We start from the raw sequence: 23,230 nt of genomic DNA, 5'->3' as shown, positions 1-23,230 counted from the left end.
AATTTGGCAAATGCCGCAAAGTGTACACAGTAATAGGCAGCCAAGGACCAGGGGCTAAAAGAATCAAACGGTTATAAGGTGGCACACCTCTTGCAAGTAATTTGCTGAGTTGGTGGCTAGGGTTCCGGCGCTTTTCTGAAGCGCGGCTGGTCCGAGAGCCACCACCGGCGGAGGAGAAATCCCGTCGGGTGCACGGCGGGACAAAAGCCCGGGAGACCTCGTAAGCCAAGGGATTGGCGGCACGATGGTCTTTGCCGATCCCTTTTGAAGAAAAGCAGAAGGGGAATTTCAATGCAGACTTTTTCGAAGATTGTTTCGACCACAGCACTGGCGGTATCGCTGATGCTTGGGCTTGCTTCCGTCGCAGAGGCAGAACAGAAGACGGAATTCAAGGTGGCCTGGTCCATCTATGTCGGCTGGATGCCCTGGGGCTACGCAGCCGACCACGGCATCGTCAAGAAATGGGCTGACAAATACGGCATCAAGATCGAGGTCACACAGTTCAACGACTATGTGGAATCGATGAACCAGTACACGGCCGGCGCCTTCGATGCGGTGACGCTGACCAACATGGACGGCCTGTCGATCCCGGCCGCCGGCGGCGTCGATACGACTGCGGTGATCGTCGGCGACTTTTCGAACGGCAATGACGCCGTCATCCTGAAGGACAAGACGAGCCTTGCCGATATCAAGGGCCAAAGCGTCAACCTTGTCGAATTCTCGGTGTCGCACTATCTGCTCGCCCGTGCGCTCGAAAGCATCCAGCTGACGGAACGCGACGTAAAGGTGGTCAACACATCTGATGCCGACATGGTCGCTGCCTACAAGACGCCCGATGTCACCGCCGTCGTCACCTGGAACCCGCTGGTCTCCACCATCCTCGAAGATCCCTCCGCCAAGAAGGTTTTCGACAGCTCGCAGGTGCCGGGCGAAATCATCGACCTGATGGTCGCCAATAGCGGCGTGCTGAAAGACAATCCGAACTTCGGCAAGGCGCTCGCCGGCATTTGGTATGAGACGGCCGCATTGCTGCGGGCAGACACCGCCGAGGGCAAGGCAGCCCGCGAGGCCATGGGTTCGGCTTCGGGCACCGATCTTGCCGGCTTCGAAGCCCAGCTTGCCGCCACCAAGCTCTTCGACAAGCCGGCCGATGCCGTTGCTTTCACCGCTTCGCCCAGCCTGCCGAAGACCATGGATCTGGTGCGCAACTTCCTCTTCGAGAAGGGTCTGCTCGGCAATGGCGCGCCATCCGCCGACATCATCGGCATCGAAATGCCTGACGGCAAGGTGCTGGGTGACACTGGCAACGTGAAGCTGCGTTTCACCGAGGCCTATATGAAGGCCGCCGCCGACGGTTCGCTCTGATCGCAATCGGTCTGCCCGCGCTTCCTCCCCTTCATCAGCGGAGCATTTCCCATGCGTTGGATCAACACGAGGCCGAGCCGGGGCGCGCAATTCGCCTTGACGATGCTGCCCTTCGTGCTGCTCGCCCTGGCCTATGCCTTTGGCTCGGCCGCGCGACTGGCTGATAATGCCAACGACAAGCTTCTGCCGAGCCTTGCCGGCTTTGCCGATGCGATCAACCGTCTGGCTTTCGTCGCCGACCCGCGGACCGGCGAGTTTCTGCTCTGGTCGGATACGGGCGCGAGCATCATCCGCCTGCTCTCCGGCCTCGGCATCTCGACAGCGATCGCGCTTGTTATCGGCATGCTGATCGGCATGCTGCCTTATCTCAGAGCGCTGCTTTCCCCCTTCGTCGCCGTCATCTCCATGGTGCCGCCGCTGGCGCTGCTGCCGATCCTCTTCATCGTCATGGGGCTTGGCGAGACGTCGAAGATCGCCCTCATCGTCATCGGCGTCGCGCCGACGATGATCCGTGACCTGGCGCTGAAGGCGCTGGAATTGCCGCGCGAACAGATCGTCAAGGCCGAGACGCTCGGCGGCTCCTCCTGGCAGATCGGATTGCGTGTCGTGCTGCCGCAAATCCTGCCGCGGCTGATCACCTGCCTCAGACTGCAGCTCGGCCCGGCCTGGCTGTTCCTGATCGCGGCCGAGGCGATCTCCTCGGACTCCGGCCTCGGCTACCGCATCTTTCTCGTCCGCCGCTATCTCTCGATGGATATCATCTTTCCCTATGTCGTCTGGATCACCTTGCTCGCGGTGGTCATGAACGCCCTGCTCGATCGCCTGCGCATCGCTGTCTTCCCCTGGTCGGAGCTGGAGAAGCAGGCATGAGCGAATTGAAGATCGAAAGGGTCTGGAAGGAATATGGCGATCAGATCGTGCTTGAAAACGTGTCCTTGACCGTCGCCTCGCGCGCCTTCGTCGCCCTCGTCGGCCCTTCCGGCTGCGGCAAGACCACCTTCCTGCGCATGCTGCTCGGCCAGGAGCAGCCGACGAAGGGCAAGATCCTGCTCGACGGCGAGCCGCTGCCGTCGGAGCCGGGACCGGATCGCGGCGTGGTCTTCCAGCGTTATTCCGTCTTTCCGCACCTGACGGTGCTCGGCAACGTGCTGCTCGGCAAGGAATTTTCCGATGCGCGCTACAAGGCCAGGCTTTTCGGCGCCGCACGCCGCAATGCGATCGAAGAAGCGCGCCAGTTGATTGCCGAGGTCGGGCTCGCCGGTTCGGAGAACAAATATCCGGCCCAGCTTTCCGGCGGCATGCAACAGCGCCTGGCGCTCGCCCAGGCGCTCATCATGAAGCCGAAGGTGCTGCTGCTCGACGAGCCATTCGGCGCGCTCGATCCCGGTATTCGCGGCGAAATCCACACGCTGATGAAGCGGCTCTGGCACGAAACGCAGATGACCGTCGTCATGGTTACCCATGACATGCGCGAGGCCTTCACGCTCGCAAGCCGCGTCGTCGCCTTCGAACGCCGCCGCGACCGGCCGGAGGAGAAAGAGCGTTACGGCGCCACCATCACCAAGGATATTTCGATCTGGCCGCCGCGCCTTGCCGGCCAGCCATCGATTTTCAGCCCCGACCGGGACGGCCCGGTCGCTTCCCTGGGGCACAGCCGGGACGACCTGGCCTCATCAGGAGAGACGCTATGATGCATGTGAGACGGTCCCCCGCAGAAATCGCCGCCAATCGCGCGCGCTACGAGGAGCACCAGAAAAAGGGACTGGAATTCGCCCCCAAGGCCCTGCCCGGCCCCAGCCCGCTGCCGGCGCCCGCCATCGCCGCCGCCGCGATCATTCATCAGGAGATCATACCGGGCGGCTGGTACTGGTCGACGAAAGTCTCGCGCGGCGAGGCGATCCGAATCGACCAGGGCGATGGAAATTCCACCGTGGCGCTCGTCGCCTGGAATGCCGAGGATACGAGCGAGCGGATCAATCTCGTCGACACGGCCAAGGTCCAGTGGACGACGGCACTCGGCAAGGGGCGAGTGATCTTCTCCGATATGGGCCGCGTCATGTTCTCGATGATCGAGGATAGTTCCGGCGCCCATGACTGCCTGATGGGCGGCTCGACTGCCGCCTCGAACGCCGCCAAATATCCCGGCGAGAAGACGCGCAACACCCGCGACAACCTGATCCTCATCGCCGTCAAGCTCGGCCTCGACAGGCGCGATATACCCGGCATCCTCAATCTCTTTGCACCGGTCCGCCTGGCCGAGGCCGGTGGTTTCGGCTGGCAGGGCAAGCGCTCTAACAGCCGCGATTACGTCGAACTGCGCGCCGAGATGGACATGCTGGTCGGCTTTTCCACCTGCCCGCATCCGCTCGATCCCGATTCAACCTATCAGCCGAAGCCCGTCGTCATCACCCGCTACAAGGCGGCAGTCCCGGCTGCCGATGATCTTTGCCGCGCGGCAACGGCCGAAGCCGTGCGCGGTTTCGAGAACAACGCCCTGATGCAGGCCTGAGGAGAAGACGATGTCCGATTTCATCCAGACCTCTCCTGCCCGTACTGTTCAGAATGCTGTGCAGGATCATTTCATTCCGGCCGAAGCCCCATGGTCCGGCGTCGTGCGCAAGGGTCAGACGATCCGCATCGAAGACAGTTTTGGCCAGCAGGCGATCGACACGCTCTTCTATCGTGCCGACGATTTCGCCGAGCGCTATTCCAATCAGGATACGATGCGCATGCAGGGCGCCGCCTATATTGGCATCGGCACGAAGATCATGTCGAATGAAGGCAATGTGATGCTGACCATGACGGCTGACAGCTGCGGCCGCCATGACACGTCTGCCGGCGCCTGCTCCTGCGAGAGCAATACGGTGCGCTTCGGCCATGGCACGAAATACCTGCATGCCTGCCGCGACAACTTCGTCCTCGAGGTCAGCAAACACGGCATGGGCAAGCGCGACATCGTGCCCAACATCAATTTCTTCATGAACGTGCCGATCAAGCCGAATGGCGAGATGACCATCGTCGACGGTATTTCGGCGCCTGGCGACTATGTCGAACTCGTCGCGGAAATGGACGTGCTCTGCGTCATCTCCAACTGCCCGCAGATCAACAACCCGTGCAATGGCTTCGATCCGACGCCGATCCGGGTGCTGATCTGGGACGGCGAGGACTGAGCATGTTCAAGAAAGTCCTGATCGCCAACCGGGGCGAAATCGCCATCCGCGTTATCAAGACGCTGCGACGAATGGGTATTGCCTCCGTCGCGGTCTATTCCGATGCCGACCGCTTCGCCAAGCCCGCGATGATGGCGGATGAGGCGATCCGTCTCGGGCCGGCGCCTGCCAGCGAAAGCTATCTCAATGTCGATGCCGTCATTGCCGCCTGCAAGGCGACAGGGGCCGAGGCCGTGCATCCGGGTTACGGCTTCCTATCGGAAAATATCGGTTTTGCCGAACGCCTCGCTGCCGAAGGCATCACCTTCATCGGGCCGCGGCCCGAGCATCTCTCCGCTTTCGGGCTGAAACATACGGCGCGCGAGCTCGCCAAGTCGAGCGGCGTGCCGCTGCTGCCCGGCACGAGCCTGCTGTCGAGCACCGATGAAGCGCTCGCTGCGGCCGAAACAATCGGCTATCCCGTGATGCTGAAAAGCACGGCCGGCGGCGGCGGCATCGGCATGCAGCTCTGTGCCGATGCCGAAAGCCTGAAGGCGTCCTTCGAAAGCGTGCAGCGGACGGCGCGGGCAAGCTTCGGCGATGCACGCGTCTATATCGAGCGTTTCGTAGCGGCGGCACGGCATGTGGAAGTGCAGATCTTCGGCGACGGCCAAGGCAAGGTCATCGCGCTCGGGGAGCGGGATTGCTCGCTGCAGCGGCGAAACCAGAAAGTGGTCGAGGAAACTCCCGCCCCCGGCCTTTCGGCCGCGACCCGCGCCCGCCTGCATAAGTCGGCCGTCGATCTTGGTGCTGCGGTCTCCTACGAATCCGCCGGCACAGTGGAATTCATCTACGATCCCCAGCGCGATGAATTCTACTTCCTTGAGGTCAACACCCGCCTGCAGGTCGAACATCCCGTCACCGAAGCCGTGTTCGGCATCGATCTCGTCGAATGGATGATCCGTCAAGCGGTCGGCGAGGACGTGCTCTCGGGCGCCGAGGCCCTGCAGCCGAAGGGAGCGGCGATCGAAGTGCGTGTCTATGCCGAGATGCCGCATGCCGATTTCCGCCCGAGCGCCGGGCTGCTGACGGAGGTGTCCTTCCCGCAAGATGCGCGCATCGACGGTTGGATCGAGACGGGCACGGAGGTGACACCCTTCTACGATCCGATGCTCGCCAAAGTGATTGTGTCAGCCGAGGATCGCCCGACGGCGATCGAAGAGCTGAAGACGGCCCTTGCGGAAACATCGATATCCGGCATCGAGACCAATCTCGACTATCTCAGAGCCATCGCCAGCTCCGAGCTTCTGGCGAGCGGCAAGGTGGCGACGACGGCGCTGCGCGATTTTTCCTTCGTGCCTGATGTTATCGAGGCCATCGCGCCGGGGGCGCAATCCAGCATCCAGGAACTGCCGGGCCGGCTTGGCCTTTGGCATGTCGGTGTGCCGCCGAGCGGCCCGATGGATGAGCGCTCCTTCCGCCACGCCAACCGTCTCGTCGGCAATGGTGATACGGTCGCAGCACTCGAGCTGACGGTGTCCGGACCTGTGCTGAAATTCCATACCGATTCCTTGGTTGCCCTTGCCGGCGCCAGGATGGCGATGAGCGTCGATGGCGAGAAACTGCCGCATGGCGAGGCCGTCACCATCCGTGCCGGCCAGGTCCTCGTCATCGGCAGCATCGATGGACCGGGGCAGAGGGCCTACCTCGCCGTGGCGGGCGGTTTTGACGCTCCCGTCGTGCTCGGCTCGCGCGCGACCTTCGGTCTCGGCCAGTTCGGCGGCAACGCTACCGGCACGCTGAAGACCGGCCATGTGCTGCATCTTGCCCGTCAGGCGGCCGATGTGCCGAAGCCGGCGACGGAGCCGGCAGAGCTGACGCGCGAATGGCAGGTCGGTGTCGTCTACGGCCCGCATGGCGCGCCTGATTTCTTTCGGGACGGCGATATCGAGATGCTGTTTTCGACCAGCTACGAGGTGCATTTCAACAGCGCCCGCACCGGCGTGCGCCTGATCGGCCCCGCTCCGAAATGGGCGCGCAGCGATGGCGGCGAGGCTGGCCTCCATCCCTCCAACCTGCATGACAATGCCTATGCGATCGGGGCGATCGATTTCACCGGCGACATGCCGATCATTCTGGGGCCTGACGGCCCGAGCCTCGGCGGCTTCGTCTGCCCGGCGGTCATCGCACGCGACGAGCAATGGAAGATGGGCCAGTTCAAGCCGGGTGATCGCATCCGCTTTCATCCCGTCACGCGATCGGATGATCCGATTGCCGGCCCGGCCGTGCATCCGGCCAAGGAAGAGACGGGCTCGCCTGTTATCGGCACGAGTGACGACGGGCCGGTCTCCGTCGTCTATCGCCGCCAAGGTGATGACAATCTGCTGGTCGAATACGGACCGATGACGCTCGATGTCGCCCTGCGGCTGAGGGTGCATCTCTTGATGCAGGCCGTCTCGCAGGCCCGTCTGCCCGGCATCGTCGATCTCACACCCGGCATCCGCTCGCTGCAGATCCATTATGACGGCACGACGCTGACCCGCAAACGCCTGCTTGGCCTGCTGGCCGAAATCGAGGCGAGTCTGCCGGCGGCTCAGGACGTCAAAGTGCCGAGCCGTATCGTGCATCTGCCGCTTTCCTGGAACGACCCGGACGCGGAACTTGCCATGCGCAAATATCAGGAACTCGTGCGGCCGAATGCGCCCTGGTGCCCTGATAACATCGAGTTCATCCGCCGCATCAACGGGCTGGCCGACGAACAGGCCGTGCGCGACGTCGTCTTCGATGCGAGCTACCTCGTGCTCGGCCTCGGCGACGTCTATCTCGGTGCGCCGGTGGCGACCCCGGTCGATCCGCGCCATCGGCTGGTGACGACGAAGTACAATCCCGCCCGCACATGGACGCCGGAAAATGCCGTCGGCATCGGCGGGGCTTATATGTGCATATACGGCATGGAAGGCCCCGGCGGCTATCAGCTGTTCGGCCGCACCATCCAAGTGTGGAACACCTGGCGGCAGACGCCGGCCTTTGCCAGGGGCAAACCGTGGCTGCTCGATTTCTTCGATCAGATCCGCTTTTTCCCGGTCAGCCATCAGGAATTGGCGGAAGCCCGCGGCGCCTTTCCGCATGGCGGTTATCCCGTCAAGATCGAGGAGACGGAATTTTCCTACGCCGCCTATGAGCAGGAATTGCAGGCGAATGCCGCCTCGATCGCGACCTTCAAGGCACGCCAGCAGGCCGCCTTCGATGCCGAACGCCGGCGCTGGAAGGAGGCGGGTCTCGACAGCTTCGTTACCGACGAAGGCACCGGCGAAAGCCCGGCCGGAGACATCCCTGAAGGCTGCTTCGGTGTTGCCAGCGCCGTGCCCGGCAATATCTGGAAACTGCTGGTCGAGCCAGGGGCACCGGTTGCGGCCGGCGACACGCTTGCCATCATCGAATCCATGAAGATGGAAATCAACGTCACCGCGCATGCGCCAGGCCGTGTCCGCGACCTGCGCGCCGGGCCCGGACGAAACGTCAAAGCGGGCGATATCATTGTTGTTCTGGAGGAGTGCTGACCCATGCTGCCGACCATTCTTGATCTGACCAGCCTTCGCGCAGCCTATGAGGCAGGCAAAAGCCCGCTCGATATTATCGAGATCGTCATTGCCCGTCGCAATGACGCGACGGATCCCGCCATCTTCATCTCGCCGGCACCTGATGAAGCCTTGCGGGCCGAGGCACGAGCTCTGATGGAGCGTTCACCGGAGCCGAACAGCCTGCCGCTCTGGGGCATTCCCTTCGCGGTAAAGGACAATATCGACGTGGCGGGCTTGCCGACGACAGCTGCCTGCCCTGCCTTTTTCTACCAGCCAGAGAAAGACGCAACCGTCGTTGCGAGGCTGCGGGCCGCAGGCGCAATCGTCATCGGCAAGACCAATCTCGACCAGTTTGCCACCGGCCTCAACGGCACGCGTTCGCCCTATGGCGCGCCGCGCTCGGTGTTCGACAAGGACTATGTTTCGGGCGGCTCAAGCTCCGGCTCGGCCGTTGCCGTCGCCTCGGGCCTGGCGAGCTTCGCGCTCGGCACGGACACGGCCGGCTCCGGGCGTGTGCCGGCGGCCTTCAACAATCTCGTCGGCATCAAGCCGACGCCGGGACTGGTGCCGAATGTCGGCGTCGTGCCGGCCTGCCGCAGCGTCGATGTCGTCACCGTCTTTGCTGCAACGGTCGGCGACGGCGTCGCGATCCGCAAGGTGATGGAGGGCTACGATGCCGCCGATCCGTTCTCGCGCAAGGCCGTGCCATCCAGCCTGCCCGCCTCCTGTTTGCGGATCGGCGTGCTCGACGGAGCCGAGCGGGAATTCTTCGGCAACAGGCAGGTCGAGGCTCTCTATGACGCCGCAATCGATAGGGCGCGCGCCCTCGGCGCCACCATCGTTCCCTTCGACTACGCGCCGTTCCGGCAGGCGGCTGAACTGCTCTACAACGGCCCCTGGGTCGCCGAACGACTGGCGGCGGTGAAGGATTTTCTTGCCACCAATGCCGTCGATTTCGACCCGACGGTTCGCACCATCATCGAGGGCGCGAAAGCCTATGACGCAGTCGCCGCCTTCGAAGGCAGATACACGCTCGAAGCGCTGCGTCAGAAGACCGGGAAGGAATGGGAAAAAGCTGATATCCTGATGCTGCCGACCTCGCCGACGACCTATACGGTTGAAGAAATGATGGCGGATCCGATTGTGAAAAACGGTCATTTCGGCCGGTACACCAATTTCGTCAATCTGCTCGATTGCGCGGCGATCGCCGTTCCAGCCGGATTCGACGCCGATAATCATCTCCCGGCCGGCGTGACTCTGATCGGCCCCGCCTTCACCGATGATGCCCTGGCCCCCTTCGCCGACGCAATGCACCGGGCGGCGAACGCGGGAATGGGCAAGGACCGCCTTTCGGCAATCCCCGAGGCGAGCCGCGTGCCGCCGGCCGATGACGGCTTGGTGCCGATCGTCGTCGTCGGGGCGCATTTGACCGGCATGCCTCTCAACCACGAACTGACGCGACCGGGCGGCAGGCGCATCAGATCCTGCCGTACGGCTCCGGATTACCGCCTCTTCGTTCTGCCGGGCACCGTCCCGCCGAAGCCAGGCCTGATCCGCGAACCCGGTTTTGACGGCACGGGTCTCGAAGTTGAGGTGTGGAAAGTCACTCCGGAGGCTTTCGGGCGCTTTGTCCAGAACATCCCGGCCCCGCTCGGCATCGGCAAGGTAACGCTCGATGACGGTTCCCAAATTTCCGGTTTTCTCTGCGAGGCTCATGCCATCGAAGGTGCGCGCGAAATCACCGAATTGGGGGGCTGGCGCGCCTACGTCTCAGATCAAATGAAAAAAGCATGAAGCATCGTCTCAAAAAAATCCTGCTGGCGATACTTGCGGGTCTCGAGGCACGAAGTGCTTCAAGGCGGTTCGGCCACCGCAGGATTACATGACGAGGTGGGACCGAGACGATATCGCATTTGCCATATTTGCTTCGACGCCTGAGGACGATCGCAAGAAGTTCACTACGTTATGGACAAGGGGCAGCCGCTGCAGTTGCGGCCGCCATGGCTTTCGCCTTGCCGGAGATGACCTGCTAGACTTCAGGCGCCTCGCGCGCTCGGCTCGCCGGTTGTTGCAAACACCGCGCTCGCATCGCTGACCATCTCCACATGGGAATAGGCCGCCTGTGCGGCAGCGATGCCGTCCGCCCGCATGACTGCCATCACGATCCGGCCGTGTTCTTCGTAGGACTTTGCCAAGCGGCCCGGCAGACGAAACTGCGCCCGTCGAAATGGGGCGAGCCGTGCCCGTGTCTGCGTCACCATCTCCAAGATGTGATCATTATGCGCCCCGCGATAAAGGCGGGTGTGGAATTCCGTGTTATGCACCGAATACTCCTCTTCCGCGCCGGCATGCACGAGCCTCATTGATGCCTTATGCTCCAGCTCCAGCGTGCGCCGCTCATCGACTGTCATACGCTCGGCCGAGAGCCTGGCGCAGATCGCTTCGAGTTCAGCCATCGCCTCGAACATCGAATGCAGATAAGTTTCGGTGACGGTGGTGACGACGGCGCTGCGGTTCGGCTCCCGGTCGACAAGCCCCATCGCCCCGAGTTCACGGAGCGCCTCGCGCACCGGTGTGCGCGACACTTCGAAACGAGCAGCCAGCGAGACCTCATCAAGCTTCTCCCCCGGCAGCATCTGTCCGGTCACGATCATGTCCGCGATCGCACGCACCATCTGCTCGACGGTCGTCCCTGCTCTGATGATTTCTCTGCGCCTGACTTGCTTCAAGGAATGATTCTACACTGTTATGATTGCATACACATGCCCGCTCAAGCGGGCAAAGTCAAACATCAGTTTATATAATTGATGTATCTAGCAAAAATGTATTCTGCACTATCGGATTCCCAACACCTTTCAGCCAAACGAGGCAGATATCGGACGATTTTATAGGCTGTGCATATTTTTTCATCTAATTTTAAGATGAAATTGCATGCACTTCTCGGACACCGGCCGGAGCCATCACAATTTCACACATAGAATCAATACACTAAAATCTGGCATGACCATTGCATACACTTTTCTGTAACCAATCGAAAACGGCAAAACCGCCGTCAGGGGAGCATTCCGATGACCAGACTCCTTTCCATGAAACGACGTCATTTTCTTCAGGCTTCCGCCGCCGCCACTCTCGTCGGCGCGGCGCCCGGTCTCCTCTCCTCCCGCGCGCACGCGCAGACGGCCCTGACCGTCGGCTTCATCTATGTCGGCCCCAAGGATGACTATGGCTATAACCAGGCGCATGCCGAGGGCGCAGCCGCCGTCAAGGCGTTGCCCGGCATCACCGTCGTTGAAGAAGAGAACGTTCCCGAGACGGTGGACGTTCAGAAGACGATGGAATCGATGATCAATCTCGATGGCGCCACCCTGCTCTTCCCGACCTCCTTCGGCTATTTCGATCCGCATATGCTGGCCATGGCCGCCAAATATCCTGATGTCCAGTTCCGTCATTGCGGCGGGATGTGGCAGGAGGGCAAGCACCCCGCCAATACCGGCTCCTATTTCGGTTATATTTTCCAGGGGCAGTATCTGAACGGCATCGCCGCCGGCCATGCGACGAAGAGTAAGAAGATCGGCTTCGTCGCGGCCAAGCCGATCCCGCAGGTGCTGCAGAACATCAATGCCTTCCTGCTCGGCGCACGCGCAGTCGATCCGACCATCACCTGCCAGGTGATCTTCACCGGCGAGTGGTCGCTTGCGGTCAAGGAGGCGGAGGCCACCAACGCGCTGATCGATCAGGGCGCCGACGTTATCACCTGCCATGTCGATAGCCCGAAGGTTGTGGTCGAAACGGCCGCCGGCCGTGGCGCCTTCGTCTGCGGCTACCACGCCAATCAGAGCCCGCTTGCGCCGGAGAAATACCTCACGGGCGCTGAATGGGCCTGGGGTAATGTCTATAGCGACTTCGTCAAGAAGGCGCAGGCCGGCGAAAAGCTCGGCAATTTCGTGCGTGGCGGCCTGAAGGACGGTTTCGTCAAGATGAGCGCGCTCGGCCCCGGCGTTTCCGAGGCGGGCCGCAAGGCATTCGAGGCGACGCATGCCGAAATGATGAAGGGCGGCTTCTCGGTCTTCAAGGGGCCGCTGAAGGATAACAAGGGCAACACCGTCGTCACGGCCGACAAGAGCTACGCGGAAGACGCAATCGAGCTCGAAAGCATGAACTATCTGGTCGAGGGTGTCGTCGGGTCGACGGCGTAAACCGCGTGAGGGAGAAGCGCCATGACCGTTCAGGCCAATGATCCCGCAATATCAGTCGCTTCCGACAACCCAGCCGCGCTGCGTCCCCTGCTCGAATGGATCGCACGCAGGGCGGAACCTGTGGTCATCGGCCTTGCGGCCATCCTGATCGGGCTCGGGCTCTTCTCCCTCTTCATCCTGGCGGTCGGCAAATCGCCGACCATGCTCTTCCAGCTCATGTATACCGGCGGCTTCGGCAGCTGGTTTTCGGTGCAGAACAGCTTAAGCCGTGCCGCACCCCTTCTCCTGACGGCACTCTGCGTCGCCCTGCCCGCCCGCCTCGGCCTCGTCATCATCGGCGGGGAAGGAGCGGTCGTGCTGGGCGGCGTTGCCGCCGCAGCCATGGCCATGCCGCTTGTCGGCGCGGCCCCCGCGTTTCCCAGTCTTGTTCTGATGGCGATTGCCGCCATGGTCGTCGGCGGCATCTGGATCGGCTTTGCAGGCTTCCTGCGCCATTACCGCGGCGTCAACGAAACCATTTCTTCGCTGCTGCTCTCCTATATCGCCATCGCTCTGATGAATCAGTTCGTCGAGGGGCCGCTCCGCGATCCGGCCAGTCTCAACAAGCCCTCGACCAGGCCGCTGCCACCCGAATACATGCTCGGCAACATTCCCGGTATGGATGTGCATTGGGGCCTCGTGATCGGCATCCTCGCCTGCATCCTCTCCTGGATCCTGATCGAGGTGACGAGCTTCGGTTTCGCCGCCCGCATCGCCGGCGGCAACGTGCGCGCCGCCCAAATCCAAGGTCTGCCGGTCGGCAGGCTGATTGCCTGCTTCACCGCGATCGCCGGCAGTTTCGCAGGTCTTGCCGGCATGATCGAGGTCGTGGCCGTCCAGGGGAGCGCCAATGCCTCGCTCGCCGCGGGTTATGGCTATACCGGCATCCTCGTTGCCTTCCTCGCCCGCCACAATCCGCTGGCGATCATCCCGGTCGCGATCCTGCTCGGGGGCATCGATGCTTCCGGCGGCCTCATTCAGCGCCGCATGGGCCTGCCCGATGCCACGGTGCTGGTACTGCAGGGTACGCTCTTCGTCATCATCCTCTTCTGCGAGACCTTCTACGGGCGCTTCAAGATCTTCAATCCCGACCTCTGGAAAGGGAGCCTTTGATGGAAGAGACGGGCATCGGCATCTGGGGCGTGCCGCTCGCGATCCTGGCGGGCGCCATCCGCGTTTCCACCCCCTTTATCTTCGTCAGCCTCGGCGAGACGATTACCGAGCGCTCCGGCCGCATCAATCTCGGCCTGGAAGGGACGCTCGTCTTCGGTGCGATGACGGCCTACGCCGTGGCCGTCATGACCAACTCGCCCTGGCTCGGCGTGCTCGCCGCCATGGCGACTGGCGCCATCTTCGGTCTCGTTCACGGCTGGATCTGCAAATGGCCGAAGGTGAACGACATCGCGATCGGCATCGCCATGATGCAGTTCGGCCTGGGCCTCGCCTTCTTCCTCGGCAAGTCCTTCATTCAGCCTGCAGCACCGCATCTGCCGTCGATTCCCTTCGGTTTCTGGTCGAGCCTGCCGCAGATCCAGGCAGCGCTGAACATCAATGTTCTCTTCATCCTGGGAGCCTTGCTGGCCTTTACCCTCCGGTGGGCCTTCCGGAATACGCGGCTGGGCCTCATCCTGCGCGTCGTCGGTGACAGCACTGATGCGGCGCGCGCGATGGGCATCAATCCGGATCGGGTGCGCCTGCTGGCCACCGCCGTCGGAGGCTCGCTGGCGGCGATCGGCGGCGCCTACCTGTCGCTCTATTATCCCGGATCGTGGAACGAGGGCATTTCTTCAGGCCAAGGCCTGATGGCCGTCGCACTCGTCATCTTCGCCCGCTGGAACCCGATCGGCTGCTTCCTCGCCGCGCTGCTCTTCGGCGGCGCCGGTGCGCTCGGGCCGGCGTTGCAATCGATCGGCGTGACCCAGGGCTACTATCTCTTCTATGCCGCGCCCTACGTGCTCACCCTCGTCATCATGATCGCGACCTCCTCACCGACACGTTCGCTTGCCGGTGCGCCGGGGGCGCTCTCGCTGACGAAGTGAGGCGGGAGCAGCTGATGTCCAACCGCGGCGCATTGAACGGATCGAAACGGTCGAACCGCGGCAGCAAAACACTCAAACTTGCCGGTGAATAGGAGAAGAAGACGATGGACGCCATGGTCGAGACCAAAGGACATTATATCGACGCCGATCCCTATCCATGGCCCTATAACGGCGCCCTGCGCCCGGACAATACGGCCCTCATCATCATCGACATGCAGACCGATTTCTGCGGCAAGGGCGGTTATGTCGACCACATGGGCTACGACCTGTCGCTGGTTCAGGCACCGATCGAGCCGATCAAAAAGGTCCTGGCCGCCATGCGGACCAAGGGCTACCACATCATCCACACCCGCGAGGGCCATCGCCCCGATCTCGCCGATCTGCCGGCCAACAAGCGCTGGCGTTCACAGCGCATTGGCGCAGGCATCGGCGATCCTGGCCCGTGCGGACGCATCCTCACACGCGGCGAACCCGGCTGGGACATCATTCCAGAACTCTACCCGATCGAAGGCGAGACGATCATCGATAAGCCCGGCAAGGGCTCGTTTTGCGCCACCGACCTGGAGCTGATCCTCAACCAGAAGCGCATCGAGAACATCATCCTGACCGGCATCACCACCGACGTCTGCGTTTCCACGACGATGCGCGAGGCGAACGACCGCGGCTTCGAATGCCTGCTGCTGGAAGACTGCTGCGGCGCGACCGATTATGGCAATCATCTCGCCGCCATCAAGATGGTGAAGATGCAGGGCGGCGTCTTCGGCTCCGTCTCCAATTCCGCAGCGCTCGTGAGCCAGCTGCCATGAGCACGATCCGCGACACGCCACTCCCGCAGGCCGGCAAGGCCGTCGGCATCGATACGATTGACATGACGATGCGCTTCGGCAGCTTCACCGCGCTTGACCATGTCTCGATCAAGGTGCCAGCCGGTAGTTTCCATGCGCTGCTCGGAGAGAACGGTGCCGGCAAGTCGACACTCGTCAAATGCATCATGGGTTTCTATCACGCGACAGCGGGCTCGCTCTCCGTCGATGGTCGCGAAGTGGCGATCGCATCGCCCAGGGACGCGGCGAGCTACGGCCTCGGCATGGTCTATCAGCACTTCACGCTGGTCCCGTCGCTGACGGGTGCCGAAAACCTCGTCATCAGCCGCGCTGAAGTCCCTGCCATCATCAACTGGGCGAAGGAGCGGAAGGATCTCGCCGCCTTCATGGAGCGCATGCCCTTCCAGATCCCGTTGGATCGCCCGGTGAGCGAACTGGCCGCCGGCGAGAAACAGAAGCTCGAGATCATCAAGCAGCTCTATCTCGGCCGCTCCTTTCTGGTCCTCGACGAGCCGACCTCGGTGCTGACGCCCGCAGAAGCCGACGAGATGCTCGGCCTCGTGCGCGGGATGACGCAGCGCGGCGAATTGACCGTGCTGATGATCTCCCACAAGTTCCATGAGGTGACGAAGTTCGCCGATGCCGTATCGATTCTGCGGCGCGGCAAGCTTGTCGGCTCTGGAAAAGTCGGGGAAGTCTCCACGGCCGAAATGGCGACGATGATGATCGGCGACGTCAAGCTCGCCGAGCTCGACAGCCGCGTTCCCACCCCGCAGAGCGTCAAGCCGGTCCTCAAGGTCGAGCAGGTCAAGGCGCCTGACCGCTCGGGTCTCAAGACCATCGAAATCGACGAGCTCATCGTTCACGCCGGCGAGATCGTCGGCATCGCCGGAATATCAGGCAATGGCCAGAAGGAATTGACCGAAATCCTCGCCGGCCAGCGCCCGACGGAGACCGGCCGCGTTATCGTCAACGGCGACGCCTACCGCGCGACACGGCCGGAGACGCGCAAGAACAATGTCCGTTTTATTCCCGAGGAGCCGCTGCAGAATGCCTGTGCGCCGCGAATGACCGTCAGCGAAAATCTCGCCTTTCGAACGTTTGACCTCAAGGCAGGCGGCAAGGACGCGATCTGGCTGAACAAGGGCAAGATGAGGAAGCGCGCCGCGGCGCTGATTTTCGACTTCAAGGTGAAGACGGCCTCGTCTGCCTCGCCGATCGCGGCACTTTCCGGTGGCAATGTGCAGCGCGCCGTGCTTGCCCGCGAACTGACCGGCAAGGTGGATCTGCTCATCGTCTCGAACCCGTGCTTCGGCCTCGATTTCTCGGCCGTCGCCGAAATCCGCGCCCGCATCATGAAAGCGCGCAATGCCGGCGCTGCCGTGTTGCTGCTCTCCGAGGACCTCGACGAGCTGCTCGAGATGTCCGATCGCATCATGGTGATTTCCGAAGGTAGGCTGGTTTACGAAACGCCGGCCCGCTCAGCCGACATCGGCGTGATCGGCGCCCATATGGCGGGGCATCACTGATGGCTGAGATCAATGCAGAACCCTTCGCCTTTCCGGTGAAGCACGACCAGCTCGCGCTTATTGTCATCGACATGCAGCGTGACTTTGCCGAGCCCGGCGGCTTCGGCGCCAGCCTCGGCAACGACGTCAGCCGCGTCACCAGGATCGTGCCCGATGTCAAACGGCTCATCCAGGGCTTTCGTTATGCCGGGCTGCCGGTCATTCACACGATGGAATGCCATCGGCCCGATCTTTCGGATCTGCCGCCGGCGAAACGCGACCGCGGCAATCCGACACTCAGGATCGGCGACGAAGGCCCCATGGGCCGCATCCTGATCTCCGGCGAGCCCGGCACCGCAATTCTGCCGGAGCTTGCGCCGGTCAGAGGCGAGGTCGTCATCGAAAAACCGGGCAAGGGCGCCTTCTATGCGACCGAGCTCGGCGAAGTGCTGCAGCAGAAGGGTATCAAACAGCTGGTTTTCGCAGGCGTGACGACCGAAGTCTGCGTGCAGACCACCATGCGTGAGGCCAACGACCGCGGCTATGAATGCCTGCTCGCCGAGGAGGCGACGGAAAGCTATTTTCCGGAGTTCAAGGCCGCAGCCATCGCCATGATCCGCGCCCAGGGTGCAATCGTCGGCTGGACGGCTCATGTCGACGACATATTGGAAAGCATCGCCCATGCCTGAAACCACCCGCGAATTGCTCACATCAGGCGGCTGGAGGGATCTGCACTTCGGCCCCTTCCGCGATCAGGTGACAATCCACTGGATCCGACCCTTTGAGGGCGACCAGCCCGGCGTGGCGCTCCTGAAATATGAAGCCGGCGCCGGCGTTCCCCGCCATCGGCATGAGGGGCTGGAAACCATTCTCGTGCTCGACGGAGTGCAATCGGACGAAGCCGGCGATTACGGCCGCGGTAGCTATATCGTTAACGCACCCGGCACCGAGCACTCGGTCTGGAGCGAAACCGGCTGTGTCGTCCTCATCCAGTGGGACCGGCCCGTCAGCATGCTGGAAGACAAAACAGCATGAAGCAAACGATACCACCGCGATGCAGGCGGCCGGGATGAGCGGATCGATAGGGGTAATAAAGCTTCCGCTCCAATTCACCCCCAAGACTGGTTTGCAGTCGAGCAGATTCGAACTGTCGTCACGACATCTCGCACTATCAACGGCTAAAGCGTTCCAAGTGACACAGTGCGATTTATCGGCGCGTTGCGCCTATTTCTGCTCCGTCTTTCCCGGCTGCTTCGTGGCTGCCTCTACAGCACCACCCTGCAGATCCGCCTCGTCCCCGACAATGGCGGCAGCCTCGTCGAGCAGGACGTCCTTGGCCTTCTTGCGGGCATTTTCCATGGCGATATCGGCGCTCAGGCTGCGCTCATCCGCCTGCAGGCCGTCGTCGCCGGCAAGATCTTCGCCATCGCCGGCTTCGGCGCGCGCCTTGAACCGCGCCTCGCGGGCCGCCGCTTCCTTGCGGCGTTCGGCTTCGTTCAGCGAAACGACGCCTTTGTCACGCTGCGCCTTCAGATCGGCGATGTCCTGCAGCAGACGCTGGAAATCCTGATCGCCCTTGACCCGCGCATCGTGGCGGCTCTGCAAAGCCGGCAGCAATGCCGTAACATCACCTTCCGGCGCGTATTTCGCCGGCTTGATCTCCGCCCACGGCAGGGCATTGTCATAACTGGTCTCGCCGAAGCTCGCGGGATCGGACAATGCGGGCAGGCTGATATCGGGGGTGACGCCGCGCAGCTGCGTGGTGCCGCCGTTGATCCGGAAAAACTGGGCGATCGTCACCTTCAGCTCCCCGAATTCGGGTTTGCTGTTGTGAACCACCTGGTCGAGATCGACGACCGTCTGAACCGTGCCCTTGCCGAAACTGGGCTCGCCGATGATCACGCCGCGGCCGTAATCCTGGATCGCCGCGGCAAAGATCTCCGAAGCCGAGGCCGAGCCGCGGTTGATCAGAACCCCCAAGGGACCTGTCCAGGCAGGCGTTGTCAGATCGGCGCTCTTGACCTCGATCTTGCCGTTGCCGGCACGCTGCTGGACGACCGGGCCCTTGCCGATGAAGAGGCCGGTGAGATCGATCGCCTCATCAAGCGAACCGCCGCCATTGTTGCGCAGGTCGATCAGAACGCCGTCGACCTTTTCCTCGTTCAGTTCGGCGAGCAGCTTGGCGACATCGCGGCTGGCGCTCTTGTAGTCTTTGTCGCCCTTGTTCTTGGCTTCGAAATCCTCATAGAAGACCGGCAGGGTGATGATGCCGATCTTGCGGGTGGTCTCGCCCGCCTTCACCGATAACACGGTTTTCCTGGCGGCCTGCTTGTCGAGGCTGATCTTGTCGCGCACCAGGTTGACGACACGGTGCACGCCGTCTGCGCCGGCATCGGCCGGCAAAATGTCGAGCCGCACCACCGAGCCTTTCTTGCCGCGGATCATCTGCACGACTTCATCGAGGCGCGTGCCCACCACTTCCTTGATCGGCCCGTCCTTGCCCTGGCCGACGCCGGTGATGCGGTCGCCAACGGCGAGCTTGCCGGAGAGCTGTGCCGGTCCGCCGGGCACGAGCTCGCGGATCGTCGTGTAATCGTCACGCTCCTGCAGCACCGCGCCGATGCCGAACAGCGACAGCTTCATCGAGACATTGAAGTCGGCGGAAGCCGCCGCGCCGAAATAATCGGTGTGCGGGTCGATCGAGTTCGAATAGGCGTCCATGAACGACTGGAAAACGTCGTCGCTCTTGAACTTGTAAGCGCGCTCGAGCGTGTTTTCATAGCGTTTGTCGAGCGTCTCGCGAATGGCCGCGTCGTCCTTGCCGCCGAGCTTCAGCCGAAGCCAGTCGTTCTTGACGCGCTTGCGCCAGAGATCGTTGCTTTCGGCTTCCGACTGCGGCCAGGGCGCCTTGTCACGCAGCACCGCGTAATCTTCCTTGCCGCTGAAATCGAAGCCCTGCTTCAGCAGGCTGCGCGCATAGGTCATGCGGTCGACGACGCGCTGTTGATAGGCGTTGAAGATCGCAAACGGGATCTTCAGGTCCTGCCGCTCGATGGCATCGTCGATCTCGCTGCGGTCGGCCATGAACTTGTCGACGTCGGCCTGCAGGAAGAGCATGCGGTCGGGATCAAGCGACTTGACGAACTGATCCATCACCCTGCCCGACAAGGCATCGTCGAGCGGAACGGGCTTGTAGCTGTATCGCGAGAGAAATTGCGCGCTGAGCTCAGCCGCCTGCGCCTGCCGCGTCAACGGCTTCAAAACCGGCGGCGCTGCGACCTCGGCATAGGCGGACGGGGCGAGTGCAAGAAATGCACCGAGAAAAACATAGGCTATGCGCATTCAGTCTTGATCCAATTCTTAATGCCGAGGGTGGATGTGTGAACTAAGTGAGGCAATTGTGGTTTTTTGGCAAGCAGGGGAGAATTGTTGGCCGGCGAAGCCAGGAAAAAACGATCCGGCAATGAATATTGCGACGGCGGGCAAGACCGCACCCCCGTGCGCCCGGAAAGTTTGAGTTGACCGTTTCGGGTGGCGAGGCGACAGTTGCATCTGCAGCAAGGCAGGAGGAACATGATGGACGAGCAAGACCGCTGGCGCCAGATGGCAAGCGCACCGAGAGACGGCAGCCGCATCCTGGTGACGATCCGCGCATCCGAACAGGGGCCGGCGGAAGTCGACCTCGCCTATTGGTCGCATGGCGATCAGTTCGGCGCAGAAGGCTGGCGCGCCTCGGATTCCTCGCCCGGCCACATCATCGAATATGCCGAGCCGGAGTTGAAGTGCTGGATGCCGATGCCCTCGGCAAATCGCACCTCGATGCCCTCGCCCTGGGAAGGCGAAGACGACGAGCAACTGGACGGGTCGGGCATTTAAGGACTGGCGCAAGCCCTTTTTCCTGGCGCCCGCAAGATAGGCACGGCAGGTGGAGCAAGGTTCAGTCAAAAAAGCCCGCATCCTCTTCCCTGAGGTATCTCCCGGCTGCTTCAGCGTCGATGTCGAGGCCCAGCCCCGGCGCTTCCAGTAGATCCACCATGCTGTCCTTCACGATCTCAGGCGGCAAGCCGATGACCAGATCCTCCCACCAGGGGTCCGAAGCTGTCGGATATTCGAAGGCGACGTAATTTGCCGGCAATGTGGCGCAGACATTGATCAGCGCGCCGAGGCCGAGCAGCCCGTTAGCGACGCCATGCGGTGCCATCAGGATCGAGTGCATGTAGGCGTGCTCGGCGACCCATTTGAGCTCGGCGATGCCGCCAATGTCGGCTGGATCGGGGCCGATAACGCGGACCGCCTGCGTCTCGATCAGTTCCTTGAAATTGTGCCTGAGGTAGATCTGCTCACCAGTGTGGATTGGCGTCGAGGTGGAGGTTGTCAGTTCTCGATAGGCCTGCGGATTGACCCACGGCACGTAGTCGCCAGTCAGCATGTCCTCGAGCCACATCAAATTGTACTTCTCGACGGCGCGAGCGAACCTGATCGCATCGGGCAGCATCCAGCCCGGGCCGCAGTCGAGCGCCAGGCCGACCTTGTCGCCCAGCACTTCCTTCATCGCGGCTACGCAGTCGAGCATGTGATTGAAACCGCGCTCGCTGATTGCGCCCTGATCCATGGCACCGTGATAGCCGGCCTTCTTCTGCGTCACGCCGTAGTGGAAGCCCTCGATGGTATCCTTCATGTTCGAGTGGAAGGAGATTCCTTGCTTGATCATGAAGAAGTTCTGCGGCTGCTCCATCATCCATTTGACGTCAGCGGCGTAATCCTCCGGCCGGTCGCCGGTGCGAATCTGGCGGACCGAGCCGTTGTAGACCCGCACCTTGTCGCGCACCTTGCCGCCGAGCAGTTTATAGGCCGGCACACCCGCGGCCTTGCCGGCAATATCCCACAGCGCATGCTCGATCGCGCTCACCGCCGCGCCGTACGGCTTGAAAGAGCCGCGCTGGCGGATCTTCAGCATCACTCGCTCGACATCGGTCGGGTCCTCGCCGACCAGCGCCTCGCGGAAATGCAGCACCCAAGGCTTGAGATAGGCCTTGGTGAATTCGACTTCGCCCAAGCCATAGAGGCCCTCGTCCGTGACGATGCGGACGATCGGATGTTTGCCGATGACGGCACAGCGCAGTTCGGTGATCTTCATTTTAGGTCCGCCTGCTCAACTCCAGGTGCGATCCCAAGAATACTCATCGTCCCAGTGATCCGTAGGCTGCCAGATGCCGGTGATCCCCGGCTGCAGATGCTGCGAGATCACCTCGTCGACGACGTCGTCGATCCCCAGGCCCGGTTTGTCCGGAACAGTGACAAAGCCGTCCTTCACCAGGGGCTTCGGGAGGCCGGTGACGATATCGTCCCACCAATCGACATCAGCGGAGTGGTATTCGAGCGCCATGAAGTTTTCAGTCGCGGTCGCAACGTGTGCGGCGGCCATTGCGGCGATTGGACTTTCTGCCATGTGTATGGCCATGGCGACACCATGGTCCTGTGCCATATCGCCAATCTTCTTGGTCTCGAGGATGCCCCCACTGGTGAGCAGGTCCGGGTGGATGACGGAGACGCCGCCGCTCTTGAGCAGAGGCTCGAAGCCCTCCTTGAGGTATATGTCCTCGCCGGTGCAGATTGGCACCGTGGTGGAGTCCTGCAGTTGGCGGTACTGCTCGGTATACTGCCACGGGATCACATCCTCGAGCCAGGCCGGCACGTATTTCTCAATTCGCCTGGCAAGGCGAATGCCGTTCTGCATTGAGATATGGCCGATATGGTCGATCGCAAGCGGAACCTGCATGCCGATGACCTCACGCACCTCGGCGATGTATTGCTCGAGCAGGTCGAGGCCCTTGTCGGAAAAATGGAGGCCGGTAAACGGATGCTGAACGTTATGCAAATCGTAGGCCGCGTTGCGGACAAGCCGCTCTTCAATGGTCTTCAGCGGCCCGCGGCTGGGACGGTCGCGGTATCCTTCCAACGAGCCGGCGGGAAACACGACCGCACCGGGCACATCCGCGATCTGCATCAGTCCCAAATCCATCTTCAGGAAGGTGAAGCCGAGCTCCATGCGCTGCTTGAGGCGCTTGCCGGTTTCCGTGCCGCTCGGCACTGTGGCGTCGGTATCGCAGTAAACGCGCACTTTTTCCCGAAAGCGGCCGCCGAGCATCTGGTAGATAGGGACGCCATAGGCCTTGCCGGCAAGATCCCACAACGCGATTTCAACCGCCGATACGCCGCCGCCTTGCCGGCCGTGGCCGCCGAACTGCTTGATCCGGCGAAACAGTCGATCGATGTTGCAAGGGTTCTCACCCAGCAACCGGCTCTTCAGCATCAGCGCGTAGGTGGCGCTGGCACCGTCGCGGACCTCGCCAAGCCCGACAATGCCCTGGTTGGTGTAAATCTTAAGCAGCACCGAGGTGAATGGCGCGTCGACAATTTCGGCTACCCGCATGTCGGTTATGCGAAGGTCGGAAGGCTTGGAATGCGTGTTGACCCGATTGAGCGCCTCGTCGGCTCCATTTGCCTCTGGCATGATTTATCCTCGCTT

Annotated in this window: 19 protein-coding genes and 1 riboswitch; of the genes, 15 read left to right on the top strand and 4 right to left on the bottom strand. The window is 62.1% G+C overall.

The genetic code is table 11. From position 1 onward, the window contains the following. The first annotated feature begins 105 nt into the window (after positions 1–105). A riboswitch (guanidine-I (ykkC/yxkD leader) is annotated at positions 106–217 on the top strand. A gap of 74 nt (positions 218–291) precedes the next feature. The 7 genes from QWJ46_RS04110 to atzF are packed head-to-tail and all read left to right on the top strand — an operon-like array spanning position 292 to position 9,889. Continuing rightward, complete coding sequence (locus tag QWJ46_RS04110; protein WP_302749174.1) at positions 292–1,365, top strand: putative urea ABC transporter substrate-binding protein; 1,074 nt, start codon at positions 292–294, stop codon at positions 1,363–1,365. Between the two features lie 51 nt (positions 1,366–1,416). Then, positions 1,417–2,235, top strand: coding sequence for an ABC transporter permease (locus QWJ46_RS04105; protein ID WP_302749173.1), 819 nt, complete (start codon positions 1,417–1,419; stop codon positions 2,233–2,235). Next, a complete protein-coding gene (locus tag QWJ46_RS04100; protein ID WP_302749171.1) occupies positions 2,232–3,056 on the top strand; it encodes an ABC transporter ATP-binding protein in 825 nt (274 codons plus the stop codon). Before QWJ46_RS04105 ends, QWJ46_RS04100 begins: the two co-directional genes overlap by 4 nt. Then, complete coding sequence (locus QWJ46_RS04095; protein WP_302749169.1) at positions 3,053–3,874, top strand: urea amidolyase associated protein UAAP1; 822 nt, start codon at positions 3,053–3,055, stop codon at positions 3,872–3,874. Before QWJ46_RS04100 ends, QWJ46_RS04095 begins: the two co-directional genes overlap by 4 nt. A 10-nt stretch (positions 3,875–3,884) precedes the next feature. Continuing rightward, a complete protein-coding gene (locus QWJ46_RS04090) occupies positions 3,885–4,535 on the top strand; it encodes an urea amidolyase associated protein UAAP2 (RefSeq protein ID WP_302749168.1) in 651 nt (216 codons plus the stop codon). Between the two features lie 2 nt (positions 4,536–4,537). Next, on the top strand, positions 4,538–8,074 hold the full coding sequence (uca, locus tag QWJ46_RS04085) for an urea carboxylase (RefSeq protein ID WP_302749167.1): 3,537 nt from the start codon (positions 4,538–4,540) through the stop codon (positions 8,072–8,074). Positions 8,075–8,077: 3 nt separating this feature from the next. Further along, positions 8,078–9,889 (top strand): allophanate hydrolase, encoded by a 1,812-nt coding sequence (gene atzF, locus QWJ46_RS04080; protein WP_302749166.1) that lies wholly within the window; start codon positions 8,078–8,080, stop codon positions 9,887–9,889. Positions 9,890–10,131: 242 nt separating this feature from the next. Here atzF and QWJ46_RS04075 read toward each other — a convergent pair whose 3' ends face one another. Further along, positions 10,132–10,824, bottom strand: coding sequence for a GntR family transcriptional regulator (locus QWJ46_RS04075; RefSeq protein WP_302749165.1), 693 nt, complete (start codon positions 10,822–10,824; stop codon positions 10,132–10,134). 339 nt (positions 10,825–11,163) lie between these two features. On the opposite strand from QWJ46_RS04075, the gene QWJ46_RS04070 reads away from it, so the two are divergent. From QWJ46_RS04070 to QWJ46_RS04040, 7 genes are all read left to right on the top strand, one after another. Further along, a complete protein-coding gene (locus QWJ46_RS04070; protein ID WP_302749163.1) occupies positions 11,164–12,291 on the top strand; it encodes a BMP family ABC transporter substrate-binding protein in 1,128 nt (375 codons plus the stop codon). Positions 12,292–12,312: 21 nt separating this feature from the next. Then, positions 12,313–13,443, top strand: coding sequence for an ABC transporter permease (locus tag QWJ46_RS04065; protein WP_302749162.1), 1,131 nt, complete (start codon positions 12,313–12,315; stop codon positions 13,441–13,443). Next, positions 13,443–14,369 carry an ABC transporter permease gene (locus QWJ46_RS04060; RefSeq protein ID WP_302749161.1) on the top strand — a complete coding sequence of 309 codons (927 nt, stop codon included), beginning with the start codon at positions 13,443–13,445 and terminating at the stop codon, positions 14,367–14,369. Before QWJ46_RS04065 ends, QWJ46_RS04060 begins: the two co-directional genes overlap by 1 nt. A 104-nt stretch (positions 14,370–14,473) precedes the next feature. Further along, positions 14,474–15,175 (top strand): cysteine hydrolase family protein, encoded by a 702-nt coding sequence (locus QWJ46_RS04055; RefSeq protein WP_302749160.1) that lies wholly within the window; start codon positions 14,474–14,476, stop codon positions 15,173–15,175. Continuing rightward, positions 15,172–16,722: an ABC transporter ATP-binding protein gene (locus QWJ46_RS04050; protein ID WP_302749159.1), complete on the top strand. Its 1,551-nt coding sequence runs from the start codon at positions 15,172–15,174 to the stop codon at positions 16,720–16,722. Before QWJ46_RS04055 ends, QWJ46_RS04050 begins: the two co-directional genes overlap by 4 nt. Further along, the gene (locus QWJ46_RS04045) at positions 16,722–17,390 is read left to right on the top strand and encodes a cysteine hydrolase family protein (protein WP_302749158.1); all 669 of its coding nucleotides are present in this window, start codon (positions 16,722–16,724) and stop codon (positions 17,388–17,390) included. Before QWJ46_RS04050 ends, QWJ46_RS04045 begins: the two co-directional genes overlap by 1 nt. Further along, complete coding sequence (locus tag QWJ46_RS04040; protein WP_302749157.1) at positions 17,383–17,736, top strand: cupin domain-containing protein; 354 nt, start codon at positions 17,383–17,385, stop codon at positions 17,734–17,736. Before QWJ46_RS04045 ends, QWJ46_RS04040 begins: the two co-directional genes overlap by 8 nt. Before the next feature lie 189 nt (positions 17,737–17,925). Here the strand turns inward: QWJ46_RS04040 and QWJ46_RS04035 are convergent, their stop codons facing one another. Further along, positions 17,926–20,043: a carboxy terminal-processing peptidase gene (locus QWJ46_RS04035; protein WP_302749156.1), complete on the bottom strand. Its 2,118-nt coding sequence runs from the start codon at positions 20,041–20,043 to the stop codon at positions 17,926–17,928. Between the two features lie 234 nt (positions 20,044–20,277). Between QWJ46_RS04035 and QWJ46_RS04030 the strand changes: the two genes are divergently transcribed. Beyond that, a complete protein-coding gene (locus QWJ46_RS04030) occupies positions 20,278–20,577 on the top strand; it encodes a hypothetical protein (protein ID WP_302749510.1) in 300 nt (99 codons plus the stop codon). Positions 20,578–20,638: 61 nt separating this feature from the next. Here QWJ46_RS04030 and QWJ46_RS04025 read toward each other — a convergent pair whose 3' ends face one another. Continuing rightward, the gene (locus tag QWJ46_RS04025; protein ID WP_302749155.1) at positions 20,639–21,838 is read right to left on the bottom strand and encodes a mandelate racemase/muconate lactonizing enzyme family protein; all 1,200 of its coding nucleotides are present in this window, start codon (positions 21,836–21,838) and stop codon (positions 20,639–20,641) included. A gap of 15 nt (positions 21,839–21,853) precedes the next feature. Continuing rightward, complete coding sequence (locus QWJ46_RS04020; RefSeq protein ID WP_302749153.1) at positions 21,854–23,215, bottom strand: mandelate racemase/muconate lactonizing enzyme family protein; 1,362 nt, start codon at positions 23,213–23,215, stop codon at positions 21,854–21,856. Positions 23,216–23,230: the final 15 nt, after the last annotated feature.

This window comes from Rhizobium sp. CBN3 (assembly GCF_030518245.1).
Lineage (GTDB): Bacteria > Pseudomonadota > Alphaproteobacteria > Rhizobiales > Rhizobiaceae > Rhizobium > Rhizobium aethiopicum_A.
Note: the sequence above shows the minus strand (reverse complement) of the source record. Positions and strands in the feature narration are given on the sequence as shown.